Here is a 25095-nt window from a genome sequence, read left to right on the forward strand (position 1 = left end):
TCTTCTCCCCAGCGGGGGTCCGAAGGACGGGTCGAGACACGTGGCTCGACCCAGGTGGGGTGGCCCGCAGGGTCGGATGAGCGACACACGGCACACTATTCATTGCCCTTCGCTCGCGCTCAGCGCATTCGCGGCCTTGCCGCTTACCCCCTCATCGCCTCGCTATCGCTCCGGCACCGACCGGGGTCGAGCCACAGGTCTCGACCCGTCCTTCGGACCCCCGCTGGGGAGAAGAGGACAGTGGCCGCACCTTCGTCCCCTTCCTGCGGGCACCGTGCGGCCAGGACCGAGCCACCAAGGGCTCAGCGGTCCAGCCAGGCGGCGAGTCCATCAAGCGTCTGCAGCCCGTACTCCACCGCGCCGAAGCCGATGACCACCTGACGCCGCTTGGCGCTGGGGTGGAGCTGGCGCATGGTCAGCACCGTCTTGCCGTCGGCCTGCTCGTCGAAGGTCACCGTGGCGCGGAAACGGTCGGGGTCGTCGGGGTCGGGCGTGCCATAGTCCATCACGATCCGCTCGTTCGGCACGATCTCCAGAAAGCGCATGAGGTTCGGGAAGCGTTGCTGCTTTCCCTCGAACACACCCACCATGTCGAACCGCCAGACCCCGCCCTCGCGGATATCGGCTTCGTGGGTCTCGATGCTGAGGCCGGCCGGGCCGTACCATTCGCCAAGCGCCTTGGGGTCCATCCAGGCGGCAAAGACCTTGTCGCGTGGGTGGTTGAGCAGCTTCACCAGCACGATTTCGCGGTCGAGCGACCATGTCTCAAACAGGTTTGCCATGTCCTTCGTCATCCTCTTCGGTTTTGTCCAGGTAGACTTCGAGCCGATCCAGCCGCTCGGTCCAGCGCCGGCGCTCCGATATCATCCAGTCCGCCGCCTCGTCGAAACGCGCCTGCACCAGCCGGCACCAGCGGCTGCGCCCGCGCTTCTCGCTGGCGATCAGCCCGCAATCTTCCAGCACCCTGAGATGCTGGGCGAAGGAGGGCAGCGCCATGTCGAAAGGCTCGGCGAGCGCGCTGACCGGCAACTCGCCTTCGACCAGCCGCGACACCACGGCGCGGCGGGTCGGGTCGCTGAGAGCGTGAAAGGCGAGATCGAGGGGGGTCGAATGGTAAGGCATATCAATCCGTAAATTGGTCGGGGGCGGCGGTCAAGGATAAAAAGGTACTTGCCTTAGTATTCGGCTCGAAATATGAAGGTAGTTGCCTTAGTGTTCAGCCCCGAATGCAGGAGCCGCTGTGGCGCAACACCTTTCAAGGAGGACTCCAATGGCAGTTCGTGTCGATCTCATGATCTCGCTCGATGGTTTCGCGACAACAACGGACCAGACGCCCGAAAGCCCGTTCGGCGAGGACTGGCCGCGTCTCGCCGGCGCCTATGCGGCAACGCGAACCTTCCGCGAGCGCGTGCTCAAGGATACGACGGGAGCAGGGATCACAGGTGTCGACGACGAATATGCGAAGGAATATTTCGAGAATGTGGGCGCCGAGATCATGGGTGCCGGCATGTTCGGACTGCACAACTTTCCCGACGATCCGAACTGGCGCGGCTGGTGGGGCGACGAGCCACCGTTCGGGTGTCCGGTCTTCGTTCTCACCCACAAGCCGCGGCCCTCCATCGAGATGGCCGGCGGGACGACGTTCCACTTCCTCAATACCACCTCTGATGATGCGCTCCAGCAGGCCGTGAGGGTCGCAAACGGCAAGGATGTGAGGATAGGCGGTGGCCCCTCGGTCGTTCGCGGCTATCTCAAAGCCGGCCTTGTCGACCGCCTTCATGTTGCCATCACGCCGATTTTGCTCGGGCGCGGCATCCGCCTGTGGGACGACCTGCGCGGCCTGGAAGCCGGCTGCACCGTCAAGACCGAAACGTCACCGAGCGGCACCATCCACCTCACTTTCCAACGCCAGCCACCAAGCTGAGGCCGATTTCCGCCCTTGCATGACGCCGATCCGCGTGCTAGATACTGAACCAGATGGTTCAGTTTTCGACAGCTCGCCTTGATGCTTCCTTTGCCGCGCTCTCGGACGCCACGCGACGCGGCGTTCTGGAGCAGCTCGGCAGTGCGGATGCTTCGATCACGGAGCTTGCAGAGACGTTCCACATGAGCCTCACGGGCATGAAGAAGCACGTCAGTCTCCTGGAGCAGGCGGGACTGGTGACGACGGAGAAGGTCGGGCGAGTGCGGACCTGCAGGCTGGGCTCACGCGGGCTCGAGGAGGAGGCGGCCTGGATCGAGGCGCGCCGCCAGATCTGGAACGCACGCTTCGATGCGCTGGATGAAGTGGTCGAGGCGCTGAAACGGAGGGAGAAAATCGATGGGAGACAGAGTGAGTAACGGCCGCACGGCGGTCGAACGGAGATCCGAGCTTGAACTCGTGGTGACGCGCACCTTCGACGCCCCGGTTCGCCTCGTATTCGACGCGTGGACCAAGCCCGAATTGTTCAAGCTGTGGTGGGCGCCGAAGTCGATGGGCGTGCCGATCCTTTCCTGCGAGATGGATGTTCGCACCGGGGGCAGCTATCGCATCGCGTTCGGACGCGACGCCTCGGACGCCATGGCCTTCTTCGGCAAGTATCTCGACGTGTCGCCGCCATCGCGCCTCGTCTGGACCAATGACGAAGGCGGGGAGGAGGGCGCCGTCACCACGGTGACCTTCGAGGAAGAGGACGGCAGGACGCTGCTGGTCCTGCAGGAACTCTATCCCTCGAAGGAAGCGCTCGACCAGGCTTTCGTCGGCATGGAGGACGCGCTGCCCGAGCAGTTCGAGCAGTTGGATGAACTTCTCGTCACGCTCAGTGCGAGCGTGTGACAGTCCGCCTTCGAAACGGCTTAGACCGCTCGAACTTCGGCAAGCCGCTTGACTGCGTAATCGTCTGGCCAGCAGACGGCTGCTTCCCATGCGGCTGAGGCTTGCGCGGCCATGTCATGTGCGCCGTCGTCGAGATCGGCAGCGTTGCCGGGCAGCACCAGGTCAAGGTCGGGGACGTCGACATGGGACTCATCCCAGTCGATCAACGCGACCCGATCTGCAGTCATGCGGACGTTGGCAGGGCTGTTGGGATTGCCGTGGACAACGCACGTCGGACGGCCGATGAGCCGCGCCCACGCTGCTCGACATCGAATAACGGCCTCAAGCGGCATCGCGGCAAGGTTGATCCTCGTTCCGGTCTCAGTATGCAGGAGGTCGGTCGACGATCGCCAGCCCGGGCGCTGCGGCCAACCCTGCGTCAGCCGATGCAGCTCGCGCAGTGTGTCGGCGACGCGACGCCAGTCGGAGCCGGTCTCGGGTGGTCCGCCCTCCATGTATTTCATCACCACCAGCCCGTCCACGAACAGCCGGCCGTCAGTCGTCGGGATCGGTACCGGAACCGTCATGCCTTCACGGCCGAGGTATTGGAGCAGCTCGGCTTCCCATGCGAGGTCAGCGTCGCTCCTGGAGCCGAGACGAGCGACCGCGATCTGCCCGTGGACGCGAACGCTCCACACGTCGTTGGCAACTCCACCCGTGAGCGGTTCGATGCGAACCGCGTCTTCACCCCATTGCCCGAGTGCTTCCCATCCCATTGGCGATACCTTTGACGGCCATGATTAAATTGACGGAAGAAATAGAAAAAGTTTACGACGCCACAAAGGCCGTTGGCGGCTGGCGCGAAGCTGCCGTTGGTAGCAACCCGAACGCCTCAACCTCTCTCCTGCGTCCTCCGGCTTTCCCCAACCAACTCCCATAGATCGACCTTCTCAGCGCGCCCCTTGACCTGCGCCAGGCCCAGCGAGCGAAGTTCGAAGCGGGTGCCGACAGCATCGTGGATGGCGGCGCTCACCAGGATCGAGGTGTTGAATTCCTTGTTCAATCCTTCGAGCCGTGAGGCAACATTGATCGTATCTCCCATGGCCGTGTACTGCTGGCGCGAAATCGCTCCGAAACTGCCGACGACCGCCGGGCCGGTGTGCAATCCAAATCGGGTGACGAGCGCGGGACGGCCATTCCGGCGGTTGGCTTCATTCAACTCTTCGACCGCCGCTTTCATGGCAAGCGCACAGCGGCAGCCGTTTTCGGCATGGCTGGCATCTGGAACTGGGGCGTTCCACATGACGAAAATGGAATCGCCGAGATATTGCACGACAGTGCCGCCATGGCGCTCGGCGATGGTGTTCAAGAGTTCGAAATAGGCCGACAGCGTGTCCACAACCTCCTCGGGCGAATGCTGCTCGGAGATGGTGGTGAAGTCCCTGATGTCGGTGAAGAGCACGGTCACATCCTGCCGCTGCGCCTTGGCGACCGCTCGCCCTTCGGGATTGACGATCCTTCTCACGACTTCACGCGGAACATAGAGGGCAAACTGGCTGATGGCATGGCGGCTTGCCGCCAGCGCGCTTGCCAGCGTGTTGATCTCCGATATCCAGGAGTGGGAGACACCTTTCTCGCCGACGTCGAGGTCGCCGATCCTGCGCGCCTCGTCGGCCAGCCGATAGAGGGAGCGGCTGACCATGCGCGACAGCAGCACCGAGGCAGCGACACCCGCGAACACGAAGGCGCTGGCAATCAGGAGATTGTGCAGGAGCAGCCGATTGGCCTCAGCCACCAGATCTTCCAGAGGCACGACGATTGCGGCGACGCTTCCCTTGAACAGACCGGACACGCCGACGGGGGCGATCTGCAGGATCTGGCGTTCGCCATCGAGATCGATCCGCGCCACGCCGCCATTGGCAAAGGCGGGATCGCGCCTGAGCCTCGCCACCGTTTCCAGGCTCGTGTCGTAACAGTCTGTCGTCGTATCGACGGCAACGGCGCCATCGGCATTTTTCGACCATATGCCGAGAAGCCTTTCCATGGTCGCCGGGTCGGAATGGGCGATCAGATCATCGGCATCGTCGATGATGTAGGCGCGCGCCCGCGGCGAAATCTCCTGCGTGTCCAGCAGGCGACTGATGGTCTGCAGGTGAATGTTGATGCCGACGACCACCTGACCATTGTCCCGCATCGGGGCTGCGATCGTCAGCGTCGGAACCTTGAGCGTTCCGGTGACATAGGGCCCAACAGACACCGGCACGCCGTGCTGAACGGCGGATTGATACCACGGCCGTTGCCTGGGGTCGAAGAATGCATAGTCGATTTCCCGCTCGCCGATCGGCTTTGCATCCCTGTCGAGAAACCGCAGCGTCGAGGTGACATCAGCACCTTGTCTGCCGGCGATCGTCCTGATCGCGAAAGCCGTACCGTCGGGCGCCGCCAGCGTCTGGCGAACATCCCGCCTTTCGGTGTTGATGACCTGCAGGTACGAACCGTCGGGGTAGCCGGTGTAGATGCTCGTCGCGTTGGGGACGTTGCGCAGGATCTCCAGGAAGAATTGCTGTTTTGCCGCGATATCCTGCGGCGGCGGGGAGGCGAGCAGCGGCAGGGTCGATGCCAGTGCGACCGCCTCGGTGCCGCCCTGCAGCGTATTGCGGTATCCCTCGATCAGCCGCAGGCTCATCTCGCGCATCTGCTGCACGCCGGCGCTGACTGCAGCATTGCTTCCCTGCCTGAACGCCAACCAGATGATCGGCGTCGACGTGCAAAGCAGCGATGCGACGACGAGGACGCCGAGGTGCAGTCTCAGGGGTTTGGACCAGAGCACGAGATATCCCTCGAAATGCGGACACATTTCAGCAGCCGTGCAGGAATGAGCGTCCCCAACGATGGCAGCTAACTGCTTTTTGGGAATTTGCACAAGGCAGTCATGGGAGTGCCTCGGCGCTGCTGAGTTCGCTGGCTATGGCTGCTGCGGATGTTTGTTTGTGGCGGATATCGGATTCCCCGCGCCGCTTGCGCACGGCGCGGAGATGCTATCCGGTTGATGACTGGCGAGGCGGCTTGGCTCCCTCTTCTCCCCTCGGGGGTCCGGAGGACGGGTCGAGACACGTGGCTCGACCCGGTCGGTGGCCCGCAGGGTCGGATGAAGGGGGCGGCACGGCACGCCGTTGATTGCCCTTCGCTTACGCTCCGGGCATTCGCGGCTCTGCCGCTCACCCCTTTATCGCCTCGCTATCGCTCCGGCACTTCTCCCCGTTGGGGAGAAGAGGACAGTGGTAGCGCTTTCGCCATACTTTCTGCCGGGCAGGGGTAGGCGAGACCTGCGGTCAGGCGGATGATGGGCGTGCTGATCTCACCGGCAGCAGCGGCGTTCATATCTTCTCGGCCCAAAGCTGCCGCCGGATTGCAGCAATCGTGGCATTTGCCGCGCAATGGCGCTTATTTCCATTGAATCCCGCCATCAGTGGCCCATAGTGTCGGCATTCCCGGCTCTGCCGGTTGGCGCATGGGGGAGGCGGGGCATGTCAGCAAATCTCGACGATATCCGTAACCAGCAGCGAGAGACCTGGGACAAGTTTTCGGCCGGCTGGAAGAAATGGGACAGTCTGGTTCTCGGTTGGCTCGCGCCGTTTGGCGACGCCATGCTTCGGTCCGCCAATCTCTCCAGCGGCTTCAGCGTGCTCGACATAGCCGCCGGCACTGGCGAACCCGGGCTGACGGCGGCCGCCGCAATCCCCGACGGTCAGGTTGTCGTCACCGATCTCTCGGAAAATATGCTGACTGCCGCCGCCGAAAATGCGGCCAGGCGTGGCCTCAAAAACTTCAAAACTCAATTATGCGATGCGGGCGCGTTGCCTTTTGCCGATGCCAGTTTCGACGCCGTCCTCTGCCGGTTCCGGTTCATGTTCTTCCCGGATATCGCTGCCGCCGCCAGGGAGATGGCGCGCGTGGCAAAGCCCGGTGCGCGCGTCTGCGCCGCAGTCTGGAGCGCGCCTGCCAAAAATCCATGGGCGACCACGGTCATGGGCACGATCGCCCGCCACGTGGAAATGCCCCCGCCGCCGCCCGGTTCTCCGGGCCTGTTCCGCTGCGCGGCGGAAGGCATGATGGCCGAGACCTTCAAAGAGGCGGGCCTTGTCGATGTCGCCGAGGAAGAGATGTCGGCGATGATGGTGCACGATGCCCCGGAGCGCTACTGGGACTTCATGACCGAGATCGCCGCGCCTGTGGTCGCCGGACTATCCAGGGCCGATGCGGCAACACGGGAGAAAATCCGCCGCGAGGTCCTGGAGCTGGCGCTACAATCCGTCAGCGATGGAAAGGTTCACCTTCGCTCAACGGCAACTGTGATCACAGGCACGCGATAGGTTGCTGCAGATTTCCTTGAATCGGAATCGCTGCGCCTTGTCGCGCGCCGCCGAGCCTAACGCCTGTCGCGCAAAACTGTGAGCGGTTTTGCAAAAAACGACATCCATAAAAACAAAGACCTAAAGAGCAAGGAGCGAATCTGAAAGATTGCGCGAAGGGCTGCACCCCTCAGGCGCGGCAAGCCACAACGTGATCCCGTATTGCCGCAGCACTTTCCAAAGGCGACCTGAACGTCACATCCAACGTCAGCGCGTGTGGGTGCGGGATATCAAGAACCACGGCCTGTTGGCTTCGGCTCCTCGACGTCTCGACGTCGGTGGTTTTCGAATGGTCGCGCCGTGCGGGGGACGAAATGCGACGCGCCAATTCTTCTTCGGCACAAAGCAATCTCACCGGGACGAAGACCGCGGCGCGCTGTGTGGCGGCGTCAACGAACTGTTGGTACGTCCGCGCGCTCCGCTCATCGCCTTCGACACCGGCATGGGTGAAGATGAAATTCGCCGACGGGCCGCTATAGGCGGTGATCGCATCCAGCACGGCCTGCCGGACCCTTGCAGTATACTCCCAGATGCCCTTCGGCAGCGGAGCGTCCTCGTCGAGAAGGCGCAAGATCGGATTGTTGAACCAGTGATTATCAACGATCTTTGCTGATATAAGCGACCCGAGTTCTCGAGCGATCGTCAGTTTCCCGACGCCCGGAAACCCCAAGAGCAAAACGAAAACACACATCGTCCGGCAACTCTCCCACACAATCCACTGGTAACAACGCAGCGCAGAACATTGTCTGGAATCTACCAGAATTTCCACCATGGACGCTTTGGATCGGGAGGCATCGAAGGCTCGGGCGCGAGTATGGCTTTCATCACGATCATCTCGCCATCATGGTCATAATATTCTCCCTCTTCTCCCTGGACTTTGGCTTCGAGAGATTGGGCGATAAGCCACATTTTCCGACGGATTTCTTGATCAGGATTTTTGACAACGATGTTGTCTTCGCTCCACCAAAGCCATGCGGCGTTTTCCCGATTTTCGCCGCGGGAGTATCCTTTCCACACGCATATGCCCGCCTGTTCCACCCGTAAAACACCCCCGTCGGCGGCGGGAGTTTCGGCAAAACCGTCATGCTGAATTTCGGGATCATTGGCAACGTACTCGAGCCATTCGTCGAGAGCGATCGATGGAGACGCATCGAACCAATTTGCCTTGCGAGTAATGTGAAGATCGTAACCCATCAGAGCCTATTACCTAAGTCGCGCCGAACGGTTGAACCGCGTTAATGCGAAGCCGCCTCGCTTGCGACAGCCGCCCCCTCACGCTTCTGGCCATGACCGACCGGGATCAGCCAGGTGGTGAAGAAGGTCAGCACCGCGACGACGACGACGCCCCAGAAGCTCCAATGCAGGGCCGCATTGAAGATGGCGCGGATCGCCGGGTCGGCGGCGAGCGCCGAAAGCCCGGTCGGCTGGTTCAGCGCCTCATGCAGGCCCGCCGCCGCCTCGCCGCTTGCATAATGGTTGATGCCGGCATTGAGGATGGCGCCGAGCACGGTGGCGCCGAGCGTATTGCCGAGGCTGCGGGAAAAGATGATCGACGCCGTGGCGCTGCCGCGCATCGACCATTCGACGCTCTCCTGCACCAAGACGATGCTGGTGAGGCTGATGAGACCCATGCCGAAGCCCATGAAAAACGAGCCGGCGCCGGCAACGACCGGCGAACTGTCAGGGGTCAGGAACAACAGGAAACAGGCGCCGAAGGGAAACATCAGGCTGCCGACGCGCAAGGTGCGGCGGATGCCGAAGGCCTTGTAGAAGCGGCCGGAGAGGATCACCGCCAGGGGCCAGCCGACGACGAGCATGGTGAGCGTGAAGCCTGCGACAACAGGCGAACGGCCGAGCACGCCCTGCACATAGATCGGCAGGATTGTCGAAAGCCCGATCAGCGCCATGCCGGCCAGCAGCGTTGCCGCATTGCTGGTCGCAATCAGCCTTCGGCTCCAGAGCGGGATCGAAATGATCGGTTCCGGCGCCCGCTTCTCCTGGGCGAGAAAGAAAAGGCCGGCGACCACGAAGACGGCGAAGAGCGGAATCAAGATCCAGGCGCTGGCATCGGTTTCCGTCAGCATGATGAGAAGCGCGACGATCGAGATCGAAAACAGCGTCGCTCCGAGGTAATCGATCTTGGCCTGCTTGTGGGCCACGTCCTCCTTCAGGAAGATCATGAAGGCGATGATCGAGATGATGCCGATCGGCAGGTTGATCCAGAAGATCCAGGCCCAGGAGATGTTGTCGACGATGATGCCGCCGGCCAGCGGCCCGACGACCGCCGATGTCGCCCAGACGGTCGCCATGAAGCCCTGAACGCGGCCGCGCTCCTCGAGCTTGAAGAGATCGCCGATGATCGTCGTCGTCACCGGCTGGATGGCGCCGGCGCCGAGCCCCTGCAGCAGCCGGAACAGCACCAGCGACATCATCGACCAGGCAAGCCCGCAGAGCAAAGAGCCGACGAGGAAGATCAGGATGCCGCCGATCAGCACCGGCTTGCGCCCGAAAATATCGGAAAGCTTGCCGTAGATGACCGTGGTGGTCGACTGCGCCAGCAGGAAGGCCGAAAACACCCAGCTGTAATAGGAAAAGCCGCCAAGCTGCCCGACGATGCGCGGCATCGCGGTCGCCACGATCGTCGCCTCGATCGCCACCATGAAGGTCGCGAGCATGATGGTGGCGACGATAAGCACGCGGTTCGAGCGTTGCGCTGCATTCGACATGACGATCCTCTTCGGGTGCTCCGCAGATGCCGGAAATATCGGCAGGCTGGCTTTGGTGTGGGGCGATGCGCCGCTTGCGGAGTGATGTGGCTCTTTTACGTCTTCAGGGACGAACGGTAAAGCAGGCCGCAACCGGTTTCTGACGGCAGCGATCCTTTTCGCGCGATGTCAGGGACGTTTCGGTCGAAAGCGAAGGCCCGGGCTGAGCGACGCCGGGCCTTCATTCTGTCGGAGGGTAGGCGAACAATCGCTCTATCCTCATCGCGGGCCTCATCGCGGGCACGCATCGCCGACCGAGCTGTTATCCGTGCCCGTGCCGGCCGCTCCCGCGCAACCCGGCGTCTGCTGCAGGTTGGGATTGACCCCGCCGGGATTGATCGTGCTGCGGCCGCTATTGAGATTGACGCCGCCATTGCCGGTCGTGCTGCCGGTGGTGCCGGGATCGGTGCCGACAGAACCGGTGCCAACAGACCCGGTACCCGTTGCACCGCCGCCGACAGAACCAGTGCCCGCCGATCCGGCGCCGGCGGAACCGGCGCCCGAACTCCCCGATCCGCCGATAATCGGCGCCACCGAAAGCCGCCCATTGGCATCCGCACCTCCGGCCGTCTGCGCCATGGCCGAACCGGCCAGGCCGATCGAAAGCAATGATATCGCGATGAACTTGCAGGACATGATTTCCTCCATGCTTGTTGTCTCAGGGGAGGAAACCGGTACGGGGGTGGCATTGTTCCTGTCGTAGTTGCGGTTTTCACGGTCGTTTGATTGGGACAGATAACGGCCTGGGCGACTACTGGACCTGTATCTCCATGATGGGCAGAAAAGCCGGCTGTCGAGGCTCGAAATTTTGTTTGAAGCCAGATCGGCCGCAGCGTGAGAATTGTTCGGACCGTGCTGGCTATGCAGATCGGCGCTCGTCCTCGCGCTTATGTGGACCGGTCAGCGGCGCAGGGCGCAACCCCGCCATCATTTGAGAGCTGACTTGACATATCGCCTCAAAGCTTCATGGAGAAGCAGTAGTGAGAGCATGCCGAATCCACCCACTGTTATTCGTCATCCATCAAATGAAACTCCCGTGCCGCCTGAGGGCAGAGAAGCCTGAATTGCTCGATCAGCGGCGGCATCCCCGAAGCGCACGAAACGTCTGAATTCTCTGGTAATGGGAAAGTGACGCTCACCGGTTTTCCGGCAGAGGGTTCGAAGGAGAGGGTGCCTTCGCTGCAATTGGCGGTGGAACGGAAAGTGTCTTTCCCATTCTCTTTTGTGTACATCGCCACGCACTGCTTGACGGTAAGTTTGCCGCCATGGGCTGTTGTCTCCCATCCCGGGTCTCGCTTGCAATATTCCTGGAAGTCGGCGCGAGTGAGCTTGCCTGTGATAACGGCAGTGCTTGAATCGGTGCCGGTCCTGCTGACGAGCGTTCCGTTCCATCCAGCACACGAGGCGAGAGGGAAGTCTGCTGCCTGCGCAGCGGATAGGGTAAATGTGAAAAGCGCGATGCTTAAAAGCGATGTCTTCATGGATCCTCCTAATCGCTAACCTGTTCTCGTTCGATCGGCATTGGTCGCGCATATGTAGATGAAGGGCAGCCAGCCCCTTGAGTGAAGCAGCTCTCAAACTGTTGAAGCTTTGCCGGCCGAGTGGCCAAAAGCAGTCTATAGGATGGATTCAGACTTTTAAGAGAGGCTTAAAATATAGATTTTCAGCACGCGATTAAAGAAATGGTGCCGCTTGCAGGACTCGAACCTGCGACCCCATCATTACGAATGATGTGCTCTACCACCTGAGCTAAAGCGGCCCCTCGCGGCCGAAGCATGCGGCCTGCGATTTGCATGGCGCTGATACAGGCATTGATCGAAGAATTCAAGCACCCTGTCATGGCTTTGGCAAAAAAGAGGGGAGGGGCCAAGAAGGCGCGCCTCAGAGCGACAGCCGGGCGCGCGCCGCCCTGTATTCGGCCTCCAGCCGGTCGACGAGTTTGGCCACCGGCTCGACCGCCTTGATGGCGCTGATGCCCTGGCCGCTGCCCCAGATGTCCTTCCAGGCCTTGGCGCCGCCGACAGCCTGCTCGAAATCCATCTTCGACGGATCGGCTAAGGGGAGATTGTCGGGGTCCATGCCGGCGGCGAGGATCGAGGGCTTCAAATAGTTGCCGTGTATGCCGGTGAAATAGTTGGAATAGACGATATCGCCAGCGGCGCCTTCGACGATCGCCTGCTTGTAGGCGTCCGCGGCGCGCGCCTCTTGCGTGGCGATGAAGGGCGAGCCGATATAGGCCATGTCGGCGCCCATCGCTTCTGCGGCGAGGATGGCGCCGCCGGTGGCGATGGCGCCGGCCAGCAGCAGCGGCCCGTCGAACCATTCGCGGATTTCCTGGACAAGGGCAAAAGGAGAAAGCGTGCCGGCATGGCCGCCGGCGCCGGCGGCAACTGCGATCAACCCGTCGGCTCCCTTGCGGATCGCCGAATGGGCGTGGCGGTTGTTGATGATGTCATGCAGCACAATGCCGCCATAGGAGTGCACGGCGGCATTGACCTCGGGCACGGCGCCGAGCGAGGAGATGACGATCGGCACCTTGTATTTGACGCAGAGCGTAAGGTCATGCTCCAGCCGCTTGTTCGACATATGGACGATCTGGTTGACGGCAAAGGGGGCGGCCGGCCGCTCCGGATGGGCGGCGTCGTGGCGGGCAAGCTCCTCGGTAATCTCGGCCAGCCATTCGTCGAGCTGGCTTTCCGGCCGGGCGTTCAGTGCCGGAAACGCCCCGACGATGCCTGCCTTGCATTGCGCCAGCGTCAGCGCCGGATGCGAGATGATGAACAGCGGCGAGCCGATGACCGGCAGTCTCAATCTGTCCTTCAGGATCGGGGGCAGGGTCATGGTTCATCGCTTCCATTGACGCTTACGAAAACGTCAATCTCATAACAGAGTTGAAAAGGCTGTAAAAGAGCGGCTGCCATGCCTTCGTCGATTTCAGCCGGAATATATACGTCCGAGAAAGCTCATATAATAAGGCCCGCAAGCAGTGAAACCTGCCAACTATCCCCGCCGATCAACTGCGGCCCGCCCTCGCAAGGCTTGCGGTTTGCCGCACTTGCCGCTACCGAATTTTGATGGAGAACGGCGGGGATTGCAGTCCGATGCCGAATTCAAGGTGAAGGACTTGACGTGAGCGGATTAGAAACGGCCATCAGAACTGCGCTCGAAAATTCCGATCGCGATAATCCGGAGGTTCGAGCGAGGATCTATCAGTCGGCCCGCCAGGCGCTGGAAGCCGGCCTGCGCAAGCAGGATATCACCGACACCGAGGTCGTCGCCCATCACCGCCATCGCCTGGAAAGCACCATCCACGCCATCGAAGGCGAGGAGCGCGAGCGCCTTCACCCCCGCCAGAGGCCGCCTGAAGTGCCCGTGCCGCCGGTCGTGGAAATGCCGGCGCCGCCGGTTCCGCGCGGTGAAGTGGCCGATATCGACAGCCTTATCGATAGTCCCGTGCCCGCAGGCGAAACCCGCACTCCCGAGGTGGCCTTCAGCCGCGGCGACGAGTCCAGCCTCCATGACGTGCATGCCGGCAATGCCGATCACCTGGCTGCCGCCCCCGTCGGCGAGGAGCGGCTTGCCCGGGGTCAGCGCGCCACCAATATGGATTTCCGCCCGGAGCGGGCGGCAGGCCGCCGCAAGCCGCGCAAGTTTTTTTCGAGGCTGCTCGTCTGGTGCGTCCTGCTCGCCTTCATCGGCATCGGCGCCTGGTGGGCACATACATCGGGCCTGCTGATGACGGCGGCCGAGCGCGACACCAGCGTTGCCAATCCGCCGGCAAGCACCCAGCCCGAGGATTTCACCGGCAATGACAACAGCGGGAATGCGGGCTCTCACACCGATGAGCCGGTGACCATCGATCCGCAGAACAGTTTCTCGGCCGATTGGATCCCGCTGTTCAAGCCTGAGGACGCCGACAAGATTCAAAGCGGCCCGCGGGCCCGCATCGAAAAAATCGACGAGAATGATGGCCCCGCCGTCCGGCTGATTTCCGAAAGCGGTGCAGCCGATGGCAATGTCTCGATCAGCGTTCCCCCTTCGGTGCTGCAGCAGTTGGCCGGCAAATCCTCGACGATCGCGCTGACGCTGCAGTCGACCAGCGACGAGCCGACCCAGGTCACCGTCGAGTGCAATTTCCAGACACTCGGCAATTGCGCCCGCCATCGCTTCAACGTCACCCGGGAAAAGTCGGATGCGCTGCTGCAGGTGAAGTTCGACCGCTCGCTGGCGCCGAATTCGCCGGGCACGCTGACGATCAACAGCGATCTCGACGGCAAGGCGCGCGGCATCAACCTCTTCGCCATCCGCATCCTGCCGGGGCAGTAAGGCGGCCTGCCGTTCAGCCGCCGCTATTTTAGAAGGCTATTTCAGGAAGCCAGCCCCTGAGCCGATGATCTCCTCGTCGACCGTGCCGAGCGCCTGTTTGTCCTTGCCCTTATAATCCATCCTGTTCAGCATGTGGCGGATGAGTTCGAGGCGCGCCCGCCGCTTGTCATTGCCGTGGATTACCGTCCAGGGCGCGAAATCCGTATGGGTTTCTTTGAGCATCCGGTTGCGCTTGTCGCTGTAATCGTCCCATTTCGTCAGCGCCGCGATGTCCATCGACGACAGTTTCCAGACCTTCAGCGGATCATGCCGGCGATCGTGGAAACGCTTCAACTGCATCTCGCGGCCGATATCGAGATAGAATTTGAAGAAGAAGATGCCCTCGTGGGCGATGATCTTTTCGAGCTGCGGCGCCTGTTTGAGGAAATCCTCATATTGCTGCGGCGTGCAGAAGCCCATGACCGGCTCGACGCCGGCGCGGTTATACCAGGAGCGGTCGAACAGCACGAATTCGCCTGATGTCGGAAACTGCGCGACATAGCGCTGGAAATACCATTGCCCTTGCTCGCGGTCGGTCGGCTTGGTCAGCGCCACGACCCGCGCCAGGCGTGGGTTCATATTCGCCGAGGAGGCCGAAATCGCGCCGCCCTTGCCGGCAGCATCCCGCCCTTCGAACAGCGCCATCACCCGCTTGCCGGTTGCCTGCAGCCAGAACTGCACCTTGACCAGTTCGATCTGCAGCTTTTGCAGCTGCTCCAGATAGTCCTCTTCCTTGAGCTTCTTCTTGTGGGGAAAGTCGCCGGATTCCAGCGCGCGTTCGTCCACCCAGGCCGGCAGGGTGGGATCGTCGACATCGAAGATGCGCTTCTTTCCGCGGATCTCCAGCTCCACGGCCCTGTTTTCGACCTTCTCGTCCATATGGTCCTCCTCAGCCTGGTTGTTCTCTTTCTGCAGGCGAACATAGTTACCGTTGAAAATCAAATCTTTCACGGGCGGCCGATCATTTTTCGTGGGTTTCGGCTGCGGCCTTTCGCTTGAGGTGCGGCCACCCGAAAACTTCTGTCATGAATTGCCGCTATCAGGCAGAGTTCATTATAGAGAAAAACGAATCGACGCCGCGAGGGCACTTGCCAGACGAAACTCCGTGGAGAAAAAGCCTGTTGGCGCGCATAAGGCGCGAACGGCCGGTGCTGCTTGCGGCGATCCTCAGCGCTCTCGCCGCGCTTGCCGCCGGCATGAACAAGTGGGTTGTGCTTGTCCTGCTGCTTGTGATGATCCTCACCGCGCTTTTCAATGAGGCGCCGGTCATCGAGGCCGAACCGGCCCTGCCGATGGAGATCGAGCCCGAGGCGCCGCCAAGCCGCTTGCCGGAGGTTTCCGCCACGCTCTCCGGCCTCGATATCCCGGTCATGGTGTTGTCGGACGACGCCTCGGTGCTCTTCCAGAACCGCGCTGCCGAGAAAGCTTTTGGCGAAGTGGCGCTCGGCGCCCATATATCGGCCCGTATGCGCTCGCCCGGCGTTCTCGACATGGTGCGCGAAACCATCGCCACCAACGCGCCGAACCAGATAGAGCATGCCGAGCGGCTGCCCTCCGAGCGCGTCTATATCGTCCGCAGCGCGCCCATAGAATTCGCGGCCGATGACGGCCCGCGTGAGCGCTATTTCATCCTCTCCTTCCGCGATATATCGGAGGTCCGCCGCATCGATCGCATGCGGTCGGATTTCGTCGCCAATGCCAGCCACGAGCTGCGCACGCCGCTTGCCTCGCTGCGCGGCTTCATCGAAACCATCCAGGGGCCGCGAAGAAACGATCTGAAGGCGCAGGCGCGTTTTCTCAACATCATGCTCGACCAGACGACGCGCATGAGCCGGTTGGTCGACGACCTGCTGTCGCTCTCCCGCCTGGAGCTGAAATCGCACATCGCCCCGGATGAGAAGGTCGATCTGGTGCCGCTGCTCGGCCATGTCAGAGATGCGCTGGTGCCGCTGGCAAAGGATGTCGGCGTCGTCATCAACCTGCATCTGCCCGACGGCAAGGTCGAGGTGCTCGGAGACCGCGACGAGCTTGTCCAAGTCTTCGAGAACCTGATGGAAAACGCCTGCAAATACGGCCAGGAGGGCGAGGTCGTCGATGTCTGGCTGAAGAACGGCACCGGCCAGCCGGTCGAGGTCAGCATCGTCGACAAGGGCCCAGGCATTCCGGCCGAGCATGTGCCGCGCCTGACGGAGCGCTTCTATCGCGTCAGCATCGAGGACAGCCGCTCGAAAAAGGGCACCGGCCTCGGCCTTGCCATCGTCAAACACATCCTCACCCGCCACCGGGCACGGCTGATCGTCAAGTCGGAAGTCGGCAAGGGCACCGATTTTACGGTGCGGTTCTGACGCAATGCTCTATGAGAACTGGGCGGGGAACGGAGAGGTCGCGGCATGTCCTCTTCTCCCCTCGGGGAGAAGGTGCCGGCAGGCGGATGAGGGGGCCGCACGGCAGACCTCTCACGCAATTCACCTATCCCGCCACGCCTGCCCAAGGGCCTTGACGATGGTCGAGGCGACGCCTGCACGGTTCACGGGTTATTGGAAAGACCGGCTTCGCCGGCCCCCTCATCCGCCCTACGGGCACCTTCTCCCCGCTGGGGAGAAGAGGGAATCGAGATGCCCCCGCCATGTACCTCCGCCGGCCCCAAATCACCGCGGAACAACGTTAATGAAACGGCGGAAGCGGAAAGCCGCCGCCTCACTGCCCGTTTCTGCTGTGCGGCTGGTTTTTACAACGCGAGGTGGACTGACCACCGAACTTTGCCGGTCGCCCGACATGATCGATCGGTCAATTCAGAATACTGTATTACAAATCAACAGCTTAACCTGTCACAAATGTTTCACGGCTTTGACATAAAAGGACGGTGCATAAAGCGCTAAGAGAGTCTCGCCGATGAAAAAAGGCATGCGAGGGCCTCTCTAAGGCCGCACTCACACAAGCCCAAATACCGGGAGATTTACATGAACACCTTCAAGCTCACCGTTGCCGCGCTCGCTGCAACTGCTGCTTTCGCTGGCGCTGCCGTCGCCCGCGACCAGATTCAGATCGCTGGTTCGTCCACCGTCCTGCCTTACGCAAAGATCGTTGCCGAGTCCTTCGGCGAAACCTTCACCAACTTCAAGACGCCGGTCGTTGAATCCGGCGGCACGGGCGCTGGTCTGAAGGAATTCTGCAAGGGTGTTGGTGAAGACACTATCGACATTGCGAACGCTTCGCGTCCGATCAACAAGAACGAAGCCGAAGCCTGCAAGGCCGCCGGCGTAACCGACATCCAGGAAGTCAAGATCGGCTACGACGGCATCGTCTTCGCAACCGACGCTTCCAACCCTGACGTCGCTTATGTTCCCGCCGACATCTACAAGGCCCTCGCAGCCCAGGTCGTCGTTGACGGCAAGCTTGTCGCCAATCCGTACAAGAAGTGGTCGGAAGTCAACCCGAAGCTTCCGGCTGTTGATATCGCCGTCTACATCCCGGGCGAAAAGCACGGCACCCGCGAAGTCTTCGAACAGAACGTGCTCGCCGCCGGCTGCAAGGCCTCTGGCGCAATCGACGTCATCGCCAAGGAAATCGCCGACAAGGCTGCCCAGGGCAAGGCCTGCGTCGCAGTCCGTAAGGACGGCGTTGCAGTCGACATCGACGGCGACTATCCGGAAACCCTCGCACGCATCGCCGCCAACAAGACCGGCGTCGGCGTATTCGGCCTTTCCTTCTACGAAAACAATGCCGACAAGCTCAAGGTTGCGAGCATGAGCGGTATCGTTCCGTCCACCGAAACGATCGCGAACGGCACCTACCCGGTTTCCCGCCCGCTGTTCTTCTACGTCAAGAAGGCACATCTCGGCGCCGTTCCTGGCCTGAAGGAATACGTCAACTTCTTCGTATCCGACCAGATGATCGGCCCTGACGGTCCGCTCGCCGAATACGGCCTCGTTGCCGCTCCGGATGCTGAACGCGACGCCATCCGCAAGGACGTCGAAGCCGGCAAGTCCATGTAATCACTTTGCCGGCGCGGCGCCTTTCAGCCCGCGCCGGCATTGTCTATGTCCCTGCGCGCCGGCGGTTCTGGAGCTGCAGGGTTGGAATTCCTTCTCCGTGATTGAAGCCGAAGGCAGGCTGATGAAGCTGCCGGGCTTTTTGGGGCTATGGGCCTGGGGACGTATCGAATGAGCACATCCATCATACTTTTGTGCCTTGGGGTGATCGGCGCCGCCGCCTATCTGGTCGCGCGCAGCCGGGCCACGGCGCTTGCCGGAGGCCGATCCTCCGCTTTACATTCACGGCCAGCCTATTACGGCGCCTATGCGGCGATCTGGGCGGTTCTTCCCGCCCTCATCGTCCTCTGCCTCTGGCTCTCCATCAGCCCCGGCATCATCCAGTCCTCGGTTCGCGGTGCTTTCCCTGACGACATCAAGGCGCAAGTCTCGGTCGAGCAGGATCTTGGCTATTCGACGGTGGCGACGGTCGCCCGCGGCCTGACGATGCTGACCTCGGATGAAACTGCTGCGGTCGGCAACGATCCGGCTGCCCTGCAGGCCAAGCTCCTCGAAAAGGGTGTGCCGCTTGCCAGCCAGCCGCTGCCTTACATGCTCGACGCCGCCAAAAAGCTCAATGCCCTGAGCATGACGAGCCGCATCGCCATGACGGCTGTTGTCTTCGCTCTCGCCATTGCTGGCGCCTTCTATGCGCTGCGCTCCATTGCTCCGCGCTTCCGCGCCCGCAACCGGGTCGAGCGCGTCATGCTCTGGGGCCTGCTGCTCGCCTCCTCGATCGCCATTCTGACGACGATCGGCATCGTGTTCTCCATGCTGTCGGAAGCCGCCCGCTTCTTTGCCGCCGTCCCCGCCATGGATTTCTTCTTCGGCACCGTCTGGGATCCGCGCTTTGCCGGCGCCGGCAGCTCGTCCTTCGGTCAGTTCGGCCTCATCCCGCTGCTGCTCGGAACGATCTATATTGGCCTGGTCGCCATGCTGGTCGCCGTGCCGGTCGGCCTCTTCGCCGCCATCTACATGGCCGAATACGCCTCGCCGAAGTTGCGCGGGGTCGCCAAGCCGCTGCTTGAAGTGCTCGCCGGCATTCCGACGATCGTCTATGGCTTCTTCGCGCTCGTCACCGTCGGTCCGTTCCTGCGCGATTTCTCCGCCCAGATTAGCGGCCTTCTGTCCGGCAATTACAGCAATTTCATCCAGGCGCAGAGCGTTCTGACGGCCGGCATCGTCATGGGCATCATGCTGATTCCCTACGTGTCTTCGCTGTCGGACGACATTATCACCGCCGTGCCCCGATCGCTGCGTGACGGTTCGCTCGGTCTTGGTGCCACACGCTCCGAAACCATCAAGAAAGTGGTCTTGCCCGCAGCCCTCCCCGGCATCGTCGGCGCACTGCTGATGACAGCCTCGCGGGCCATCGGCGAAACCATGATCGTCGTGCTGGCCGCCGGTGTCGCCGCCCGCATTCAGATCAATCCCTTCGAGCCGATGACGACGGTGACCGTCAAGATCGTCAACCAGCTGACCGGCGACCTCGAGTTCACCTCGCCGCAGACGCTGGTTGCCTTTGCCCTTGGCATCACGCTGTTCTGCATCACGCTTTGCCTCAATATCTATGCGCTCTACATCGTGCGCAAATACCGGGAGCAGTACGAATGACGGATATTGTTTCTCCCACATCAGGCGTCACCGTTTCCACGGCGCCCGCGCGCCGCGATATCGGTATCAAGCGCCGCTATGCCGCCGAGCGCCGGTTCCAGGCCTATGGCATCGCCGCCATCACCTTCGGTCTCGTCTTCCTCTTCATCCTGCTGTGGACGGTGATCGGCAAAGGCTATACCGCCTTCCAGCAGACGGCGATCACCCTGCCGATCGAGTTTTCCGAGAAGACGATCGACCCGAACAACAAGCGTGCGACCGACCCTTCGGTGCTGATCGCCGCCAACTATCCGGTTCTCCTGCGTGACGCGATCGTCAAGCAGCTGAACATCAATGCCTCGAGCCGTCCCGACGTGCGCGATGCATCCGCCATGCTGTCGAAGAGCGCTCCGATTCAACTGCGCGATATGGTGATCGCCGATCCGTCGATCATCGGCAAGACGGTCGACGTCACCCTGCTCGCCGACGCCAATGTCGACAGCGCCAGCAAGGGCCAGATCGATCTCTCGGTCGATGAGAAGAACCGCAAGGTCAACGACAAGCAGGTTGCATGGATGAACGAGCTGAAGGCGAGCGGCGCTCTCCACAAGCAGTTCAACACCGGCCTTTTCGTCAACGGCAATTCCAGCCGTCCGGAGGCCGCAGGCCTGGGCGTCGCCCTGATCGGCTCACTCTACCTGATGCTGATCGTCCTCGTGCTCGCACTGCCGATCGGCGTCGCCGCCTCGATCTATCTCGAGGAGTTCGCGCCGAAGAACAAGCTGACGGACCTGATCGAGGTCAACATCAACAACCTCGCCGCGGTTCCTTCCATCGTCTACGGCCTGCTCGGTCTTTCCGTCTTCATCAACTTCATCGGCCTGCCGCGCTCGGCTTCGTTGGTCGGTGGCCTGGTGCTGACGCTGATGACCCTGCCGACGATCATCATCGCCACGCGTGCGGCTCTGCGCGCCGTGCCGCCGTCGATCCGCGCCGCAGCGCTCGGCCTCGGCGCGTCGAAGATGCAGATGGTGTTCCACCATGTTCTGCCGCTCGCCATGCCCGGCATCCTCACCGGCACGATCATCGGCCTGGCGCATGCGCTCGGCGAAACCGCGCCGCTGCTCCTGATCGGCATGGTCGCCTTCGTCGCCAACGCACCGACGACACCGCTCGATCCCTCGACGGCTCTGCCCGTACAGGTCTATATGTGGGCCAACGAGGCCGAACGTGCCTTCGTTGAGCGTACTTCGGGTGCCATCATCGTCCTGCTCCTGTTCCTGATCGTCATGAACATGGGCGCCATCCTCTTGCGTCGTCGCTTCGAGCGCCGCTGGTAAACGGAGTTAAACATCATGAACATGTTGACGGAAGCTGCAGTTGAAAAGGCGCTGGATCGCAAGATGAGCAACGTCCCGTATAAGATGATCGGAAAGGAAGTCTCGGTTTACTATGGCGAGAAGCGCGCGCTTTTCGATGTGAACCTGAACGTCCGCGAAAACACCGTAACCGCCCTGATCGGCCCGTCCGGCTGCGGCAAGTCGACCTTCCTGCGGTGCCTCAACCGCATGAACGACACGATCGACGGCTGCCGCGTCACCGGCAAGATCACGCTTGATACCGACGATATCTATGATCCCGATATCGACGTCGTCGAACTTCGCGCCCGCGTCGGCATGGTCTTCCAGAAGCCGAACCCGTTCCCGAAGACGATCTACGAAAACGTCTCCTACGGCCCGCGCATCCATGGCCTTGCCAAGTCGAAGGCCGACCTCGACCAGATCGTCGAGACCAGCCTGCAGCGCGCCGGTCTCTGGAACGAAGTCAAGGACCGCGTGCATGAATCCGGCACCGGCCTGTCCGGCGGTCAGCAGCAGCGCCTCTGCATTGCCCGTGCCGTCGCCGTCAGCCCTGAGGTCATCCTCATGGACGAGCCCTGCTCGGCGCTCGACCCGATCGCCACCGCCAAGGTCGAGGAACTGATCCACGAGCTGCGCGAGAATTACACGATCGTCATCGTCACCCACTCCATGCAGCAGGCCGCGCGTGTCTCGCAGCGCACCGCCATGTTCCACCTTGGCAATCTTGTCGAGGAAAACGACACCGACAAGATGTTCACCAATCCCGACGACCCGCGCACCCAGGACTACATCATGGGTCGTTTCGGCTGATTTTGGCGACACCAAGCCTTCCCGTTATTCGAGGATAAAGCCCCATGGCATCGACACATATTTATTCTGCCTATGATGATGATCTGAAGTTCCTGTCCAGGCGGATTTCCGAAATGGGCGGTCTGGCCGAGCAGATGGTCGCCGAATCCGTCCGGGCGCTCGTCAATGGCGATACCGCGCTGGCGCAGAAGGTCATCTCCGACGACGTGATCCTCGATCACGCCGAACGCGAAATCGGCGACAAGGCGATCGTCACCATTGCCCGCCGTCAGCCGATGGCTGCGGACCTGCGCGAAATCATGGGTTCGATCCGCATCGCCGCCGATCTCGAACGCGTCGGCGACCTCGGCAAGAACACTGCCAAGCGCGTCATCGCCGTCCAAAGCACCGGCGTTCCCCGCAAGCTCGCCCGCGGCCTTGAGCATCTGTCCGAGCTGGCGCTCGTCCAGCTCAAGGAAGTGCTCGACGTCTACACCAATCGTTCCGCCGACAAGGCGAATGCGATCCGCGAACGCGACAACGAGATCGACGCGATGTACACCTCGCTGTTCCGCGAGCTCCTGACCTACATGATGGAAGATCCGCGCAACATCACCAGCTGCACGCATCTTCTCTTCTGCGCCAAGAACATCGAGCGCATCGGCGACCACGCCACCAACATCGCCGAAACGATCTTTTACATGACGACAGGCGCGCAGCCGGAAGGCGACCGTCCGAAGGACGACAGCGCCAACACCGTCGGCGCGGTCACGGAATAACCGCCCGGGCCAGTCGCCCGGACCAGTCAATTGCGTGCGCGCCCGTCCGGGCGCGCAAAGAGGTCGCAGCCAATTTCTGAATTTGCGCAGGATGCATTGCTTAAATCACCCCCGGTTTAAGGATCGTGCGCGAGGAGACCGATACGCATGATCCCGAGAGTTGCAGTTGTTGAAGACGAGGAAGCCCTCAGCGTGCTCCTTCGCTACAATCTCGAAGCGGAAGGCTTCGAGGTCGATACCATCCTTCGTGGCGACGAAGCCGAAATGCGGCTTCAGGAGCGCACGCCAGATCTTCTTATCCTCGATTGGATGCTGCCCGGGGTCTCCGGCATCGAGCTCTGCCGGCGGCTGCGCATGCGGCCGGAAACCGAGCGCCTGCCGATTATCATGCTGACGGCGCGCGGCGAAGAGAGCGAGCGTGTCCGCGGATTGTCGACGGGCGCCGACGACTATGTCGTCAAGCCCTTCTCGACCCCCGAACTCGTTGCCCGCGTCAAGGCGATGCTGCGCCGCGCCCGTCCCGAGGTGCTGTCGACAGTGCTGAAATGCGGTGACATCGAGCTCGACCGCGAGACCCATCGCGTCCATCGCAAGACCCGTGAAGTCCGCCTCGGCCCCACCGAATTCCGCCTGCTGGAATTCCTGATGTCGTCGCCGGGCCGGGTCTTCTCCCGCTCGCAGCTGTTGGATGGCGTCTGGGGCCACGATATCTATGTCGACGAGCGCACCGTCGACGTCCATGTCGGCCGCCTGCGCAAGGCGCTGAATTTCTCCAACATGCAAGACGTCATCCGCACCGTCCGCGGCGCCGGCTATTCGATGGAAGCCTGAGGGCTTTCGTTCTGGTTGCTGACAAGGTCGCTCGTGCTAATGTCCTAGCCTACCGGGGTCGAGCCACTCGTCTCGACCTGTCCTCCGGACCACCCCGTAAACGGGGCGAAGGGACGTGCCCTGCGAAAGGGTTGGTGGGGACGGAGAAGGTTGCGGCATAATCTCTTCTCCCCTCGGGGAGAAGGTGCCGGCAGGCGGATGAGGGGGCCACACGGCACACTCTTTCCGTAATGACCTACCCCATATGCCGACGGCAGCGGCCCGAACGCGGTCGAAGCCCGCATGGGTTTTGAAGAAAGACCGGCTCCCCCGGCCCCCTCATCCGCCCTACGGGCACCTTCTCCCCGAGGGGAGAAGAGGGAATCGAGATGTTGCGGCATGTCCCTTCGCCCCGTTGAGAACAGAAGGAAGGGTCGAGACCCATGACTCGACCCTGGTTGGTGGCGGCAGCCGATGAGGACAAATCGGCGTGCTCAACGAGCTGAACGCCCGACAGCTTCCATCCGTGCATAAGAAAACGGGCCACTCGGCCCGTTTTCTGCATTCTAACGATGGTCAGCCCGCTCAGCTGGCCCGCGCTGCCGCCCGGCGGCGTTCGTTGACCGGCTGGTAGGCAAGCTTCTGGTGATAGCCGCAATAAGGCGAATTGTCGGGGGATTCGCAGCCGCAGAAATGGAAGTCGTCCTTCAGCGGATCGCCGACCGGCCACTTGCAGGTGCGTTCGGTCAGCTCCGTCAGGCCGAGGCGTCGCGAAATCGGCACCACCACATTGCCTCTCGGCACGTATTCCATTTCCTCGATCGTTTCGATCTCGATCTCTTCCTTCAGCATGGTCGCGCCCTGCTGGCGGGTAACGGTGCGGGTGGTGACCCGTGAGGCGTAGTTCGGCGCGCGCGGCGCCGAGGTATTGCGCTTCGGCGTTCGCGCCGCGGTGTTGGTGCCGCCGGCCTTGGCACGGCCGGGAAGGCACAGCCGGTGCACTTTGCCGATGACCGCGTTTCTGCTGACCCCGCCAAGCTGCGCAGCGATCTGGCTGGCGCTCAGTCCTTCGGCCCAAAGTTTCTTGAGTTTCTCGACCCGCTCGTCTGTCCAGTTCATGCCCTGTCTCCACCTTCTGCGTTGGTGATGGCAGAATCCCTCACCGTTGTCCCGGGAGCTCCGAAACAAGAAACGCTTGATCAATTTTGGTGACTAGTTCCGCCGCATGCAGTCTAGTAATTGATCTTTAACCTAGTGTGAGCCTGACTCCGTGACAAGAGTCGCATGAATCCGGATGAATCGAATTCGTAGTTTTCCCCAACTTGCTGCCCCTGCGTGTCATTTCTGCAATAATGCCTGTTGATGACTGGAAATGCCGCTGTACACTCTTGCTGCA

The 25095-nt window shown here is 61.8% G+C and carries 24 protein-coding genes and 1 tRNA gene; 12 read left to right on the forward strand and 13 right to left on the reverse strand.

All coding sequences use genetic code 11. From position 1 onward, the window contains the following. Positions 1-302: 302 nt before the first annotated feature. Positions 303-782, reverse strand: a complete 480-nt coding sequence (locus N1937_RS00785; RefSeq protein ID WP_026154415.1) for an SRPBCC family protein — start codon at positions 780-782, stop codon at positions 303-305. Then, on the reverse strand, positions 766-1122 hold the full coding sequence (locus tag N1937_RS00790; RefSeq protein ID WP_064245196.1) for an ArsR/SmtB family transcription factor: 357 nt from the start codon (positions 1120-1122) through the stop codon (positions 766-768). Before N1937_RS00790 ends, N1937_RS00785 begins: the two co-directional genes overlap by 17 nt. Positions 1123-1270: 148 nt before the next feature. Here N1937_RS00790 and N1937_RS00795 point away from each other — a divergent pair, with 148 nt between their 5' ends. The 3 genes from N1937_RS00795 to N1937_RS00805 are packed head-to-tail and all read left to right on the forward strand — an operon-like array spanning position 1271 to position 2815. Next, on the forward strand, positions 1271-1924 hold the full coding sequence (locus N1937_RS00795) for a dihydrofolate reductase family protein (RefSeq protein WP_260057214.1): 654 nt from the start codon (positions 1271-1273) through the stop codon (positions 1922-1924). Between the two features lie 53 nt (positions 1925-1977). Next, on the forward strand, positions 1978-2340 hold the full coding sequence (locus N1937_RS00800; protein WP_260057215.1) for an ArsR/SmtB family transcription factor: 363 nt from the start codon (positions 1978-1980) through the stop codon (positions 2338-2340). Further along, positions 2321-2815 (forward strand): SRPBCC family protein, encoded by a 495-nt coding sequence (locus tag N1937_RS00805; protein ID WP_260057216.1) that lies wholly within the window; start codon positions 2321-2323, stop codon positions 2813-2815. Before N1937_RS00800 ends, N1937_RS00805 begins: the two co-directional genes overlap by 20 nt. Positions 2816-2835: 20 nt before the next feature. On the opposite strand, the gene N1937_RS00810 is transcribed toward N1937_RS00805, so the two are convergent. Next, positions 2836-3570, reverse strand: a complete 735-nt coding sequence (locus tag N1937_RS00810; protein WP_170279111.1) for a phosphotransferase enzyme family protein — start codon at positions 3568-3570, stop codon at positions 2836-2838. A 116-nt stretch (positions 3571-3686) separates the two neighbouring features. Continuing rightward, positions 3687-5651, reverse strand: a complete 1965-nt coding sequence (locus tag N1937_RS00815; protein WP_441005653.1) for an adenylate/guanylate cyclase domain-containing protein — start codon at positions 5649-5651, stop codon at positions 3687-3689. A 670-nt stretch (positions 5652-6321) separates the two neighbouring features. Here N1937_RS00815 and N1937_RS00820 point away from each other — a divergent pair. After that, positions 6322-7167: a class I SAM-dependent methyltransferase gene (locus N1937_RS00820; RefSeq protein ID WP_260057218.1), complete on the forward strand. Its 846-nt coding sequence runs from the start codon at positions 6322-6324 to the stop codon at positions 7165-7167. A 169-nt stretch (positions 7168-7336) separates the two neighbouring features. Here the strand turns inward: N1937_RS00820 and N1937_RS00825 are convergent, their stop codons facing one another. The 7 genes from N1937_RS00825 to N1937_RS00855 all read right to left on the reverse strand — a co-directional run bounded on the left by N1937_RS00825 (position 7337) and on the right by N1937_RS00855 (position 12812). Then, complete coding sequence (locus N1937_RS00825) at positions 7337-7897, reverse strand: AAA family ATPase (RefSeq protein WP_260059032.1); 561 nt, start codon at positions 7895-7897, stop codon at positions 7337-7339. Between the two features lie 62 nt (positions 7898-7959). Next, a complete protein-coding gene (locus tag N1937_RS00830; protein ID WP_170279109.1) occupies positions 7960-8400 on the reverse strand; it encodes a hypothetical protein in 441 nt (146 codons plus the stop codon). A gap of 41 nt (positions 8401-8441) precedes the next feature. Next, positions 8442-9932 (reverse strand): MDR family MFS transporter, encoded by a 1491-nt coding sequence (locus N1937_RS00835; protein WP_260057219.1) that lies wholly within the window; start codon positions 9930-9932, stop codon positions 8442-8444. Between the two features lie 270 nt (positions 9933-10202). After that, the gene (locus N1937_RS00840) at positions 10203-10607 is read right to left on the reverse strand and encodes a hypothetical protein (RefSeq protein WP_222280888.1); all 405 of its coding nucleotides are present in this window, start codon (positions 10605-10607) and stop codon (positions 10203-10205) included. A 371-nt stretch (positions 10608-10978) separates the two neighbouring features. Beyond that, entirely contained in the window at positions 10979-11452 is a 474-nt protein-coding gene (locus tag N1937_RS00845; RefSeq protein ID WP_222280887.1) for a hypothetical protein, read from the reverse strand. 202 nt (positions 11453-11654) lie between these two features. Beyond that, positions 11655-11730 (reverse strand) — tRNA-Thr (locus N1937_RS00850). A 122-nt stretch (positions 11731-11852) separates the two neighbouring features. Further along, positions 11853-12812, reverse strand: coding sequence for an NAD(P)H-dependent flavin oxidoreductase (locus N1937_RS00855; protein ID WP_260057220.1), 960 nt, complete (start codon positions 12810-12812; stop codon positions 11853-11855). 288 nt (positions 12813-13100) lie between these two features. Between N1937_RS00855 and N1937_RS00860 the strand changes: the two genes are divergently transcribed. Further along, on the forward strand, positions 13101-14297 hold the full coding sequence (locus N1937_RS00860) for a regulator (protein WP_260057221.1): 1197 nt from the start codon (positions 13101-13103) through the stop codon (positions 14295-14297). Positions 14298-14333: 36 nt separating this feature from the next. On the opposite strand, the gene ppk2 is transcribed toward N1937_RS00860, so the two are convergent. Further along, positions 14334-15215: a polyphosphate kinase 2 gene (ppk2, locus tag N1937_RS00865; RefSeq protein WP_260059034.1), complete on the reverse strand. Its 882-nt coding sequence runs from the start codon at positions 15213-15215 to the stop codon at positions 14334-14336. A gap of 242 nt (positions 15216-15457) precedes the next feature. Between ppk2 and phoR the strand changes: the two genes are divergently transcribed. From phoR to phoB, 7 genes are all read left to right on the forward strand, one after another. After that, entirely contained in the window at positions 15458-16681 is a 1224-nt protein-coding gene (gene phoR / locus N1937_RS00870) for a phosphate regulon sensor histidine kinase PhoR (protein WP_260057222.1), read from the forward strand. A 615-nt stretch (positions 16682-17296) separates the two neighbouring features. After that, positions 17297-18331 carry a substrate-binding domain-containing protein gene (locus N1937_RS00875; protein ID WP_017966868.1) on the forward strand — a complete coding sequence of 345 codons (1035 nt, stop codon included), beginning with the start codon at positions 17297-17299 and terminating at the stop codon, positions 18329-18331. Between the two features lie 168 nt (positions 18332-18499). After that, entirely contained in the window at positions 18500-19981 is a 1482-nt protein-coding gene (pstC, locus tag N1937_RS00880; RefSeq protein ID WP_026154418.1) for a phosphate ABC transporter permease subunit PstC, read from the forward strand. Then, the gene (pstA, locus tag N1937_RS00885) at positions 19978-21300 is read left to right on the forward strand and encodes a phosphate ABC transporter permease PstA (protein WP_170258932.1); all 1323 of its coding nucleotides are present in this window, start codon (positions 19978-19980) and stop codon (positions 21298-21300) included. The genes pstC and pstA overlap by 4 nt, the downstream gene beginning before the upstream one ends. Before the next feature lie 15 nt (positions 21301-21315). Next, complete coding sequence (pstB, locus tag N1937_RS00890; protein ID WP_017966871.1) at positions 21316-22131, forward strand: phosphate ABC transporter ATP-binding protein PstB; 816 nt, start codon at positions 21316-21318, stop codon at positions 22129-22131. Between the two features lie 44 nt (positions 22132-22175). Then, positions 22176-22889 (forward strand): phosphate signaling complex protein PhoU, encoded by a 714-nt coding sequence (phoU, locus tag N1937_RS00895; RefSeq protein WP_017966872.1) that lies wholly within the window; start codon positions 22176-22178, stop codon positions 22887-22889. 147 nt (positions 22890-23036) lie between these two features. Next, on the forward strand, positions 23037-23720 hold the full coding sequence (phoB, locus tag N1937_RS00900) for a phosphate regulon transcriptional regulator PhoB (RefSeq protein ID WP_003545181.1): 684 nt from the start codon (positions 23037-23039) through the stop codon (positions 23718-23720). A gap of 564 nt (positions 23721-24284) precedes the next feature. Here phoB and N1937_RS00905 read toward each other — a convergent pair. Further along, complete coding sequence (locus tag N1937_RS00905) at positions 24285-24818, reverse strand: GcrA family cell cycle regulator (protein WP_017966873.1); 534 nt, start codon at positions 24816-24818, stop codon at positions 24285-24287. Positions 24819-25095: the final 277 nt, after the last annotated feature.

Source organism: Rhizobium sp. WSM4643 (assembly GCF_025152745.1).
Lineage (GTDB): Bacteria > Pseudomonadota > Alphaproteobacteria > Rhizobiales > Rhizobiaceae > Rhizobium > Rhizobium leguminosarum_I.

Bases quoted from the DNA above. Each gene is read 5' to 3' on its own strand.
- N1937_RS00785 (WP_026154415.1), bottom strand. From the start codon at position 782: ATGGCAAACCTGTTTGAGACATGGTCGCTCGACCGCGAAATCGTGCTG.
- N1937_RS00790 (WP_064245196.1), bottom strand. From the start codon at position 1,122: ATGCCTTACCATTCGACCCCCCTCGATCTCGCCTTTCACGCTCTCAGC.
- N1937_RS00795 (WP_260057214.1), top strand. From the start codon at position 1,271: ATGGCAGTTCGTGTCGATCTCATGATCTCGCTCGATGGTTTCGCGACA.
- N1937_RS00800 (WP_260057215.1), top strand. From the start codon at position 1,978: ATGGTTCAGTTTTCGACAGCTCGCCTTGATGCTTCCTTTGCCGCGCTC.
- N1937_RS00805 (WP_260057216.1), top strand. From the start codon at position 2,321: ATGGGAGACAGAGTGAGTAACGGCCGCACGGCGGTCGAACGGAGATCC.
- N1937_RS00810 (WP_170279111.1), bottom strand. From the start codon at position 3,570: ATGGGATGGGAAGCACTCGGGCAATGGGGTGAAGACGCGGTTCGCATC.
- N1937_RS00815 (WP_441005653.1), bottom strand. From the start codon at position 5,651: ATGTGTCCGCATTTCGAGGGATATCTCGTGCTCTGGTCCAAACCCCTG.
- N1937_RS00820 (WP_260057218.1), top strand. From the start codon at position 6,322: ATGTCAGCAAATCTCGACGATATCCGTAACCAGCAGCGAGAGACCTGG.
- N1937_RS00825 (WP_260059032.1), bottom strand. From the start codon at position 7,897: ATGTGTGTTTTCGTTTTGCTCTTGGGGTTTCCGGGCGTCGGGAAACTG.
- N1937_RS00830 (WP_170279109.1), bottom strand. From the start codon at position 8,400: ATGGGTTACGATCTTCACATTACTCGCAAGGCAAATTGGTTCGATGCG.
- N1937_RS00835 (WP_260057219.1), bottom strand. From the start codon at position 9,932: ATGTCGAATGCAGCGCAACGCTCGAACCGCGTGCTTATCGTCGCCACC.
- N1937_RS00840 (WP_222280888.1), bottom strand. From the start codon at position 10,607: ATGTCCTGCAAGTTCATCGCGATATCATTGCTTTCGATCGGCCTGGCC.
- N1937_RS00845 (WP_222280887.1), bottom strand. From the start codon at position 11,452: ATGAAGACATCGCTTTTAAGCATCGCGCTTTTCACATTTACCCTATCC.
- N1937_RS00855 (WP_260057220.1), bottom strand. From the start codon at position 12,812: ATGACCCTGCCCCCGATCCTGAAGGACAGATTGAGACTGCCGGTCATC.
- ppk2 (WP_260059034.1), bottom strand. From the start codon at position 15,215: ATGGACGAGAAGGTCGAAAACAGGGCCGTGGAGCTGGAGATCCGCGGA.
- N1937_RS00875 (WP_017966868.1), top strand. From the start codon at position 17,297: ATGAACACCTTCAAGCTCACCGTTGCCGCGCTCGCTGCAACTGCTGCT.
- pstC (WP_026154418.1), top strand. From the start codon at position 18,500: ATGAGCACATCCATCATACTTTTGTGCCTTGGGGTGATCGGCGCCGCC.
- pstA (WP_170258932.1), top strand. From the start codon at position 19,978: ATGACGGATATTGTTTCTCCCACATCAGGCGTCACCGTTTCCACGGCG.
- pstB (WP_017966871.1), top strand. From the start codon at position 21,316: ATGAACATGTTGACGGAAGCTGCAGTTGAAAAGGCGCTGGATCGCAAG.
- phoU (WP_017966872.1), top strand. From the start codon at position 22,176: ATGGCATCGACACATATTTATTCTGCCTATGATGATGATCTGAAGTTC.
- phoB (WP_003545181.1), top strand. From the start codon at position 23,037: ATGATCCCGAGAGTTGCAGTTGTTGAAGACGAGGAAGCCCTCAGCGTG.
- N1937_RS00905 (WP_017966873.1), bottom strand. From the start codon at position 24,818: ATGAACTGGACAGACGAGCGGGTCGAGAAACTCAAGAAACTTTGGGCC.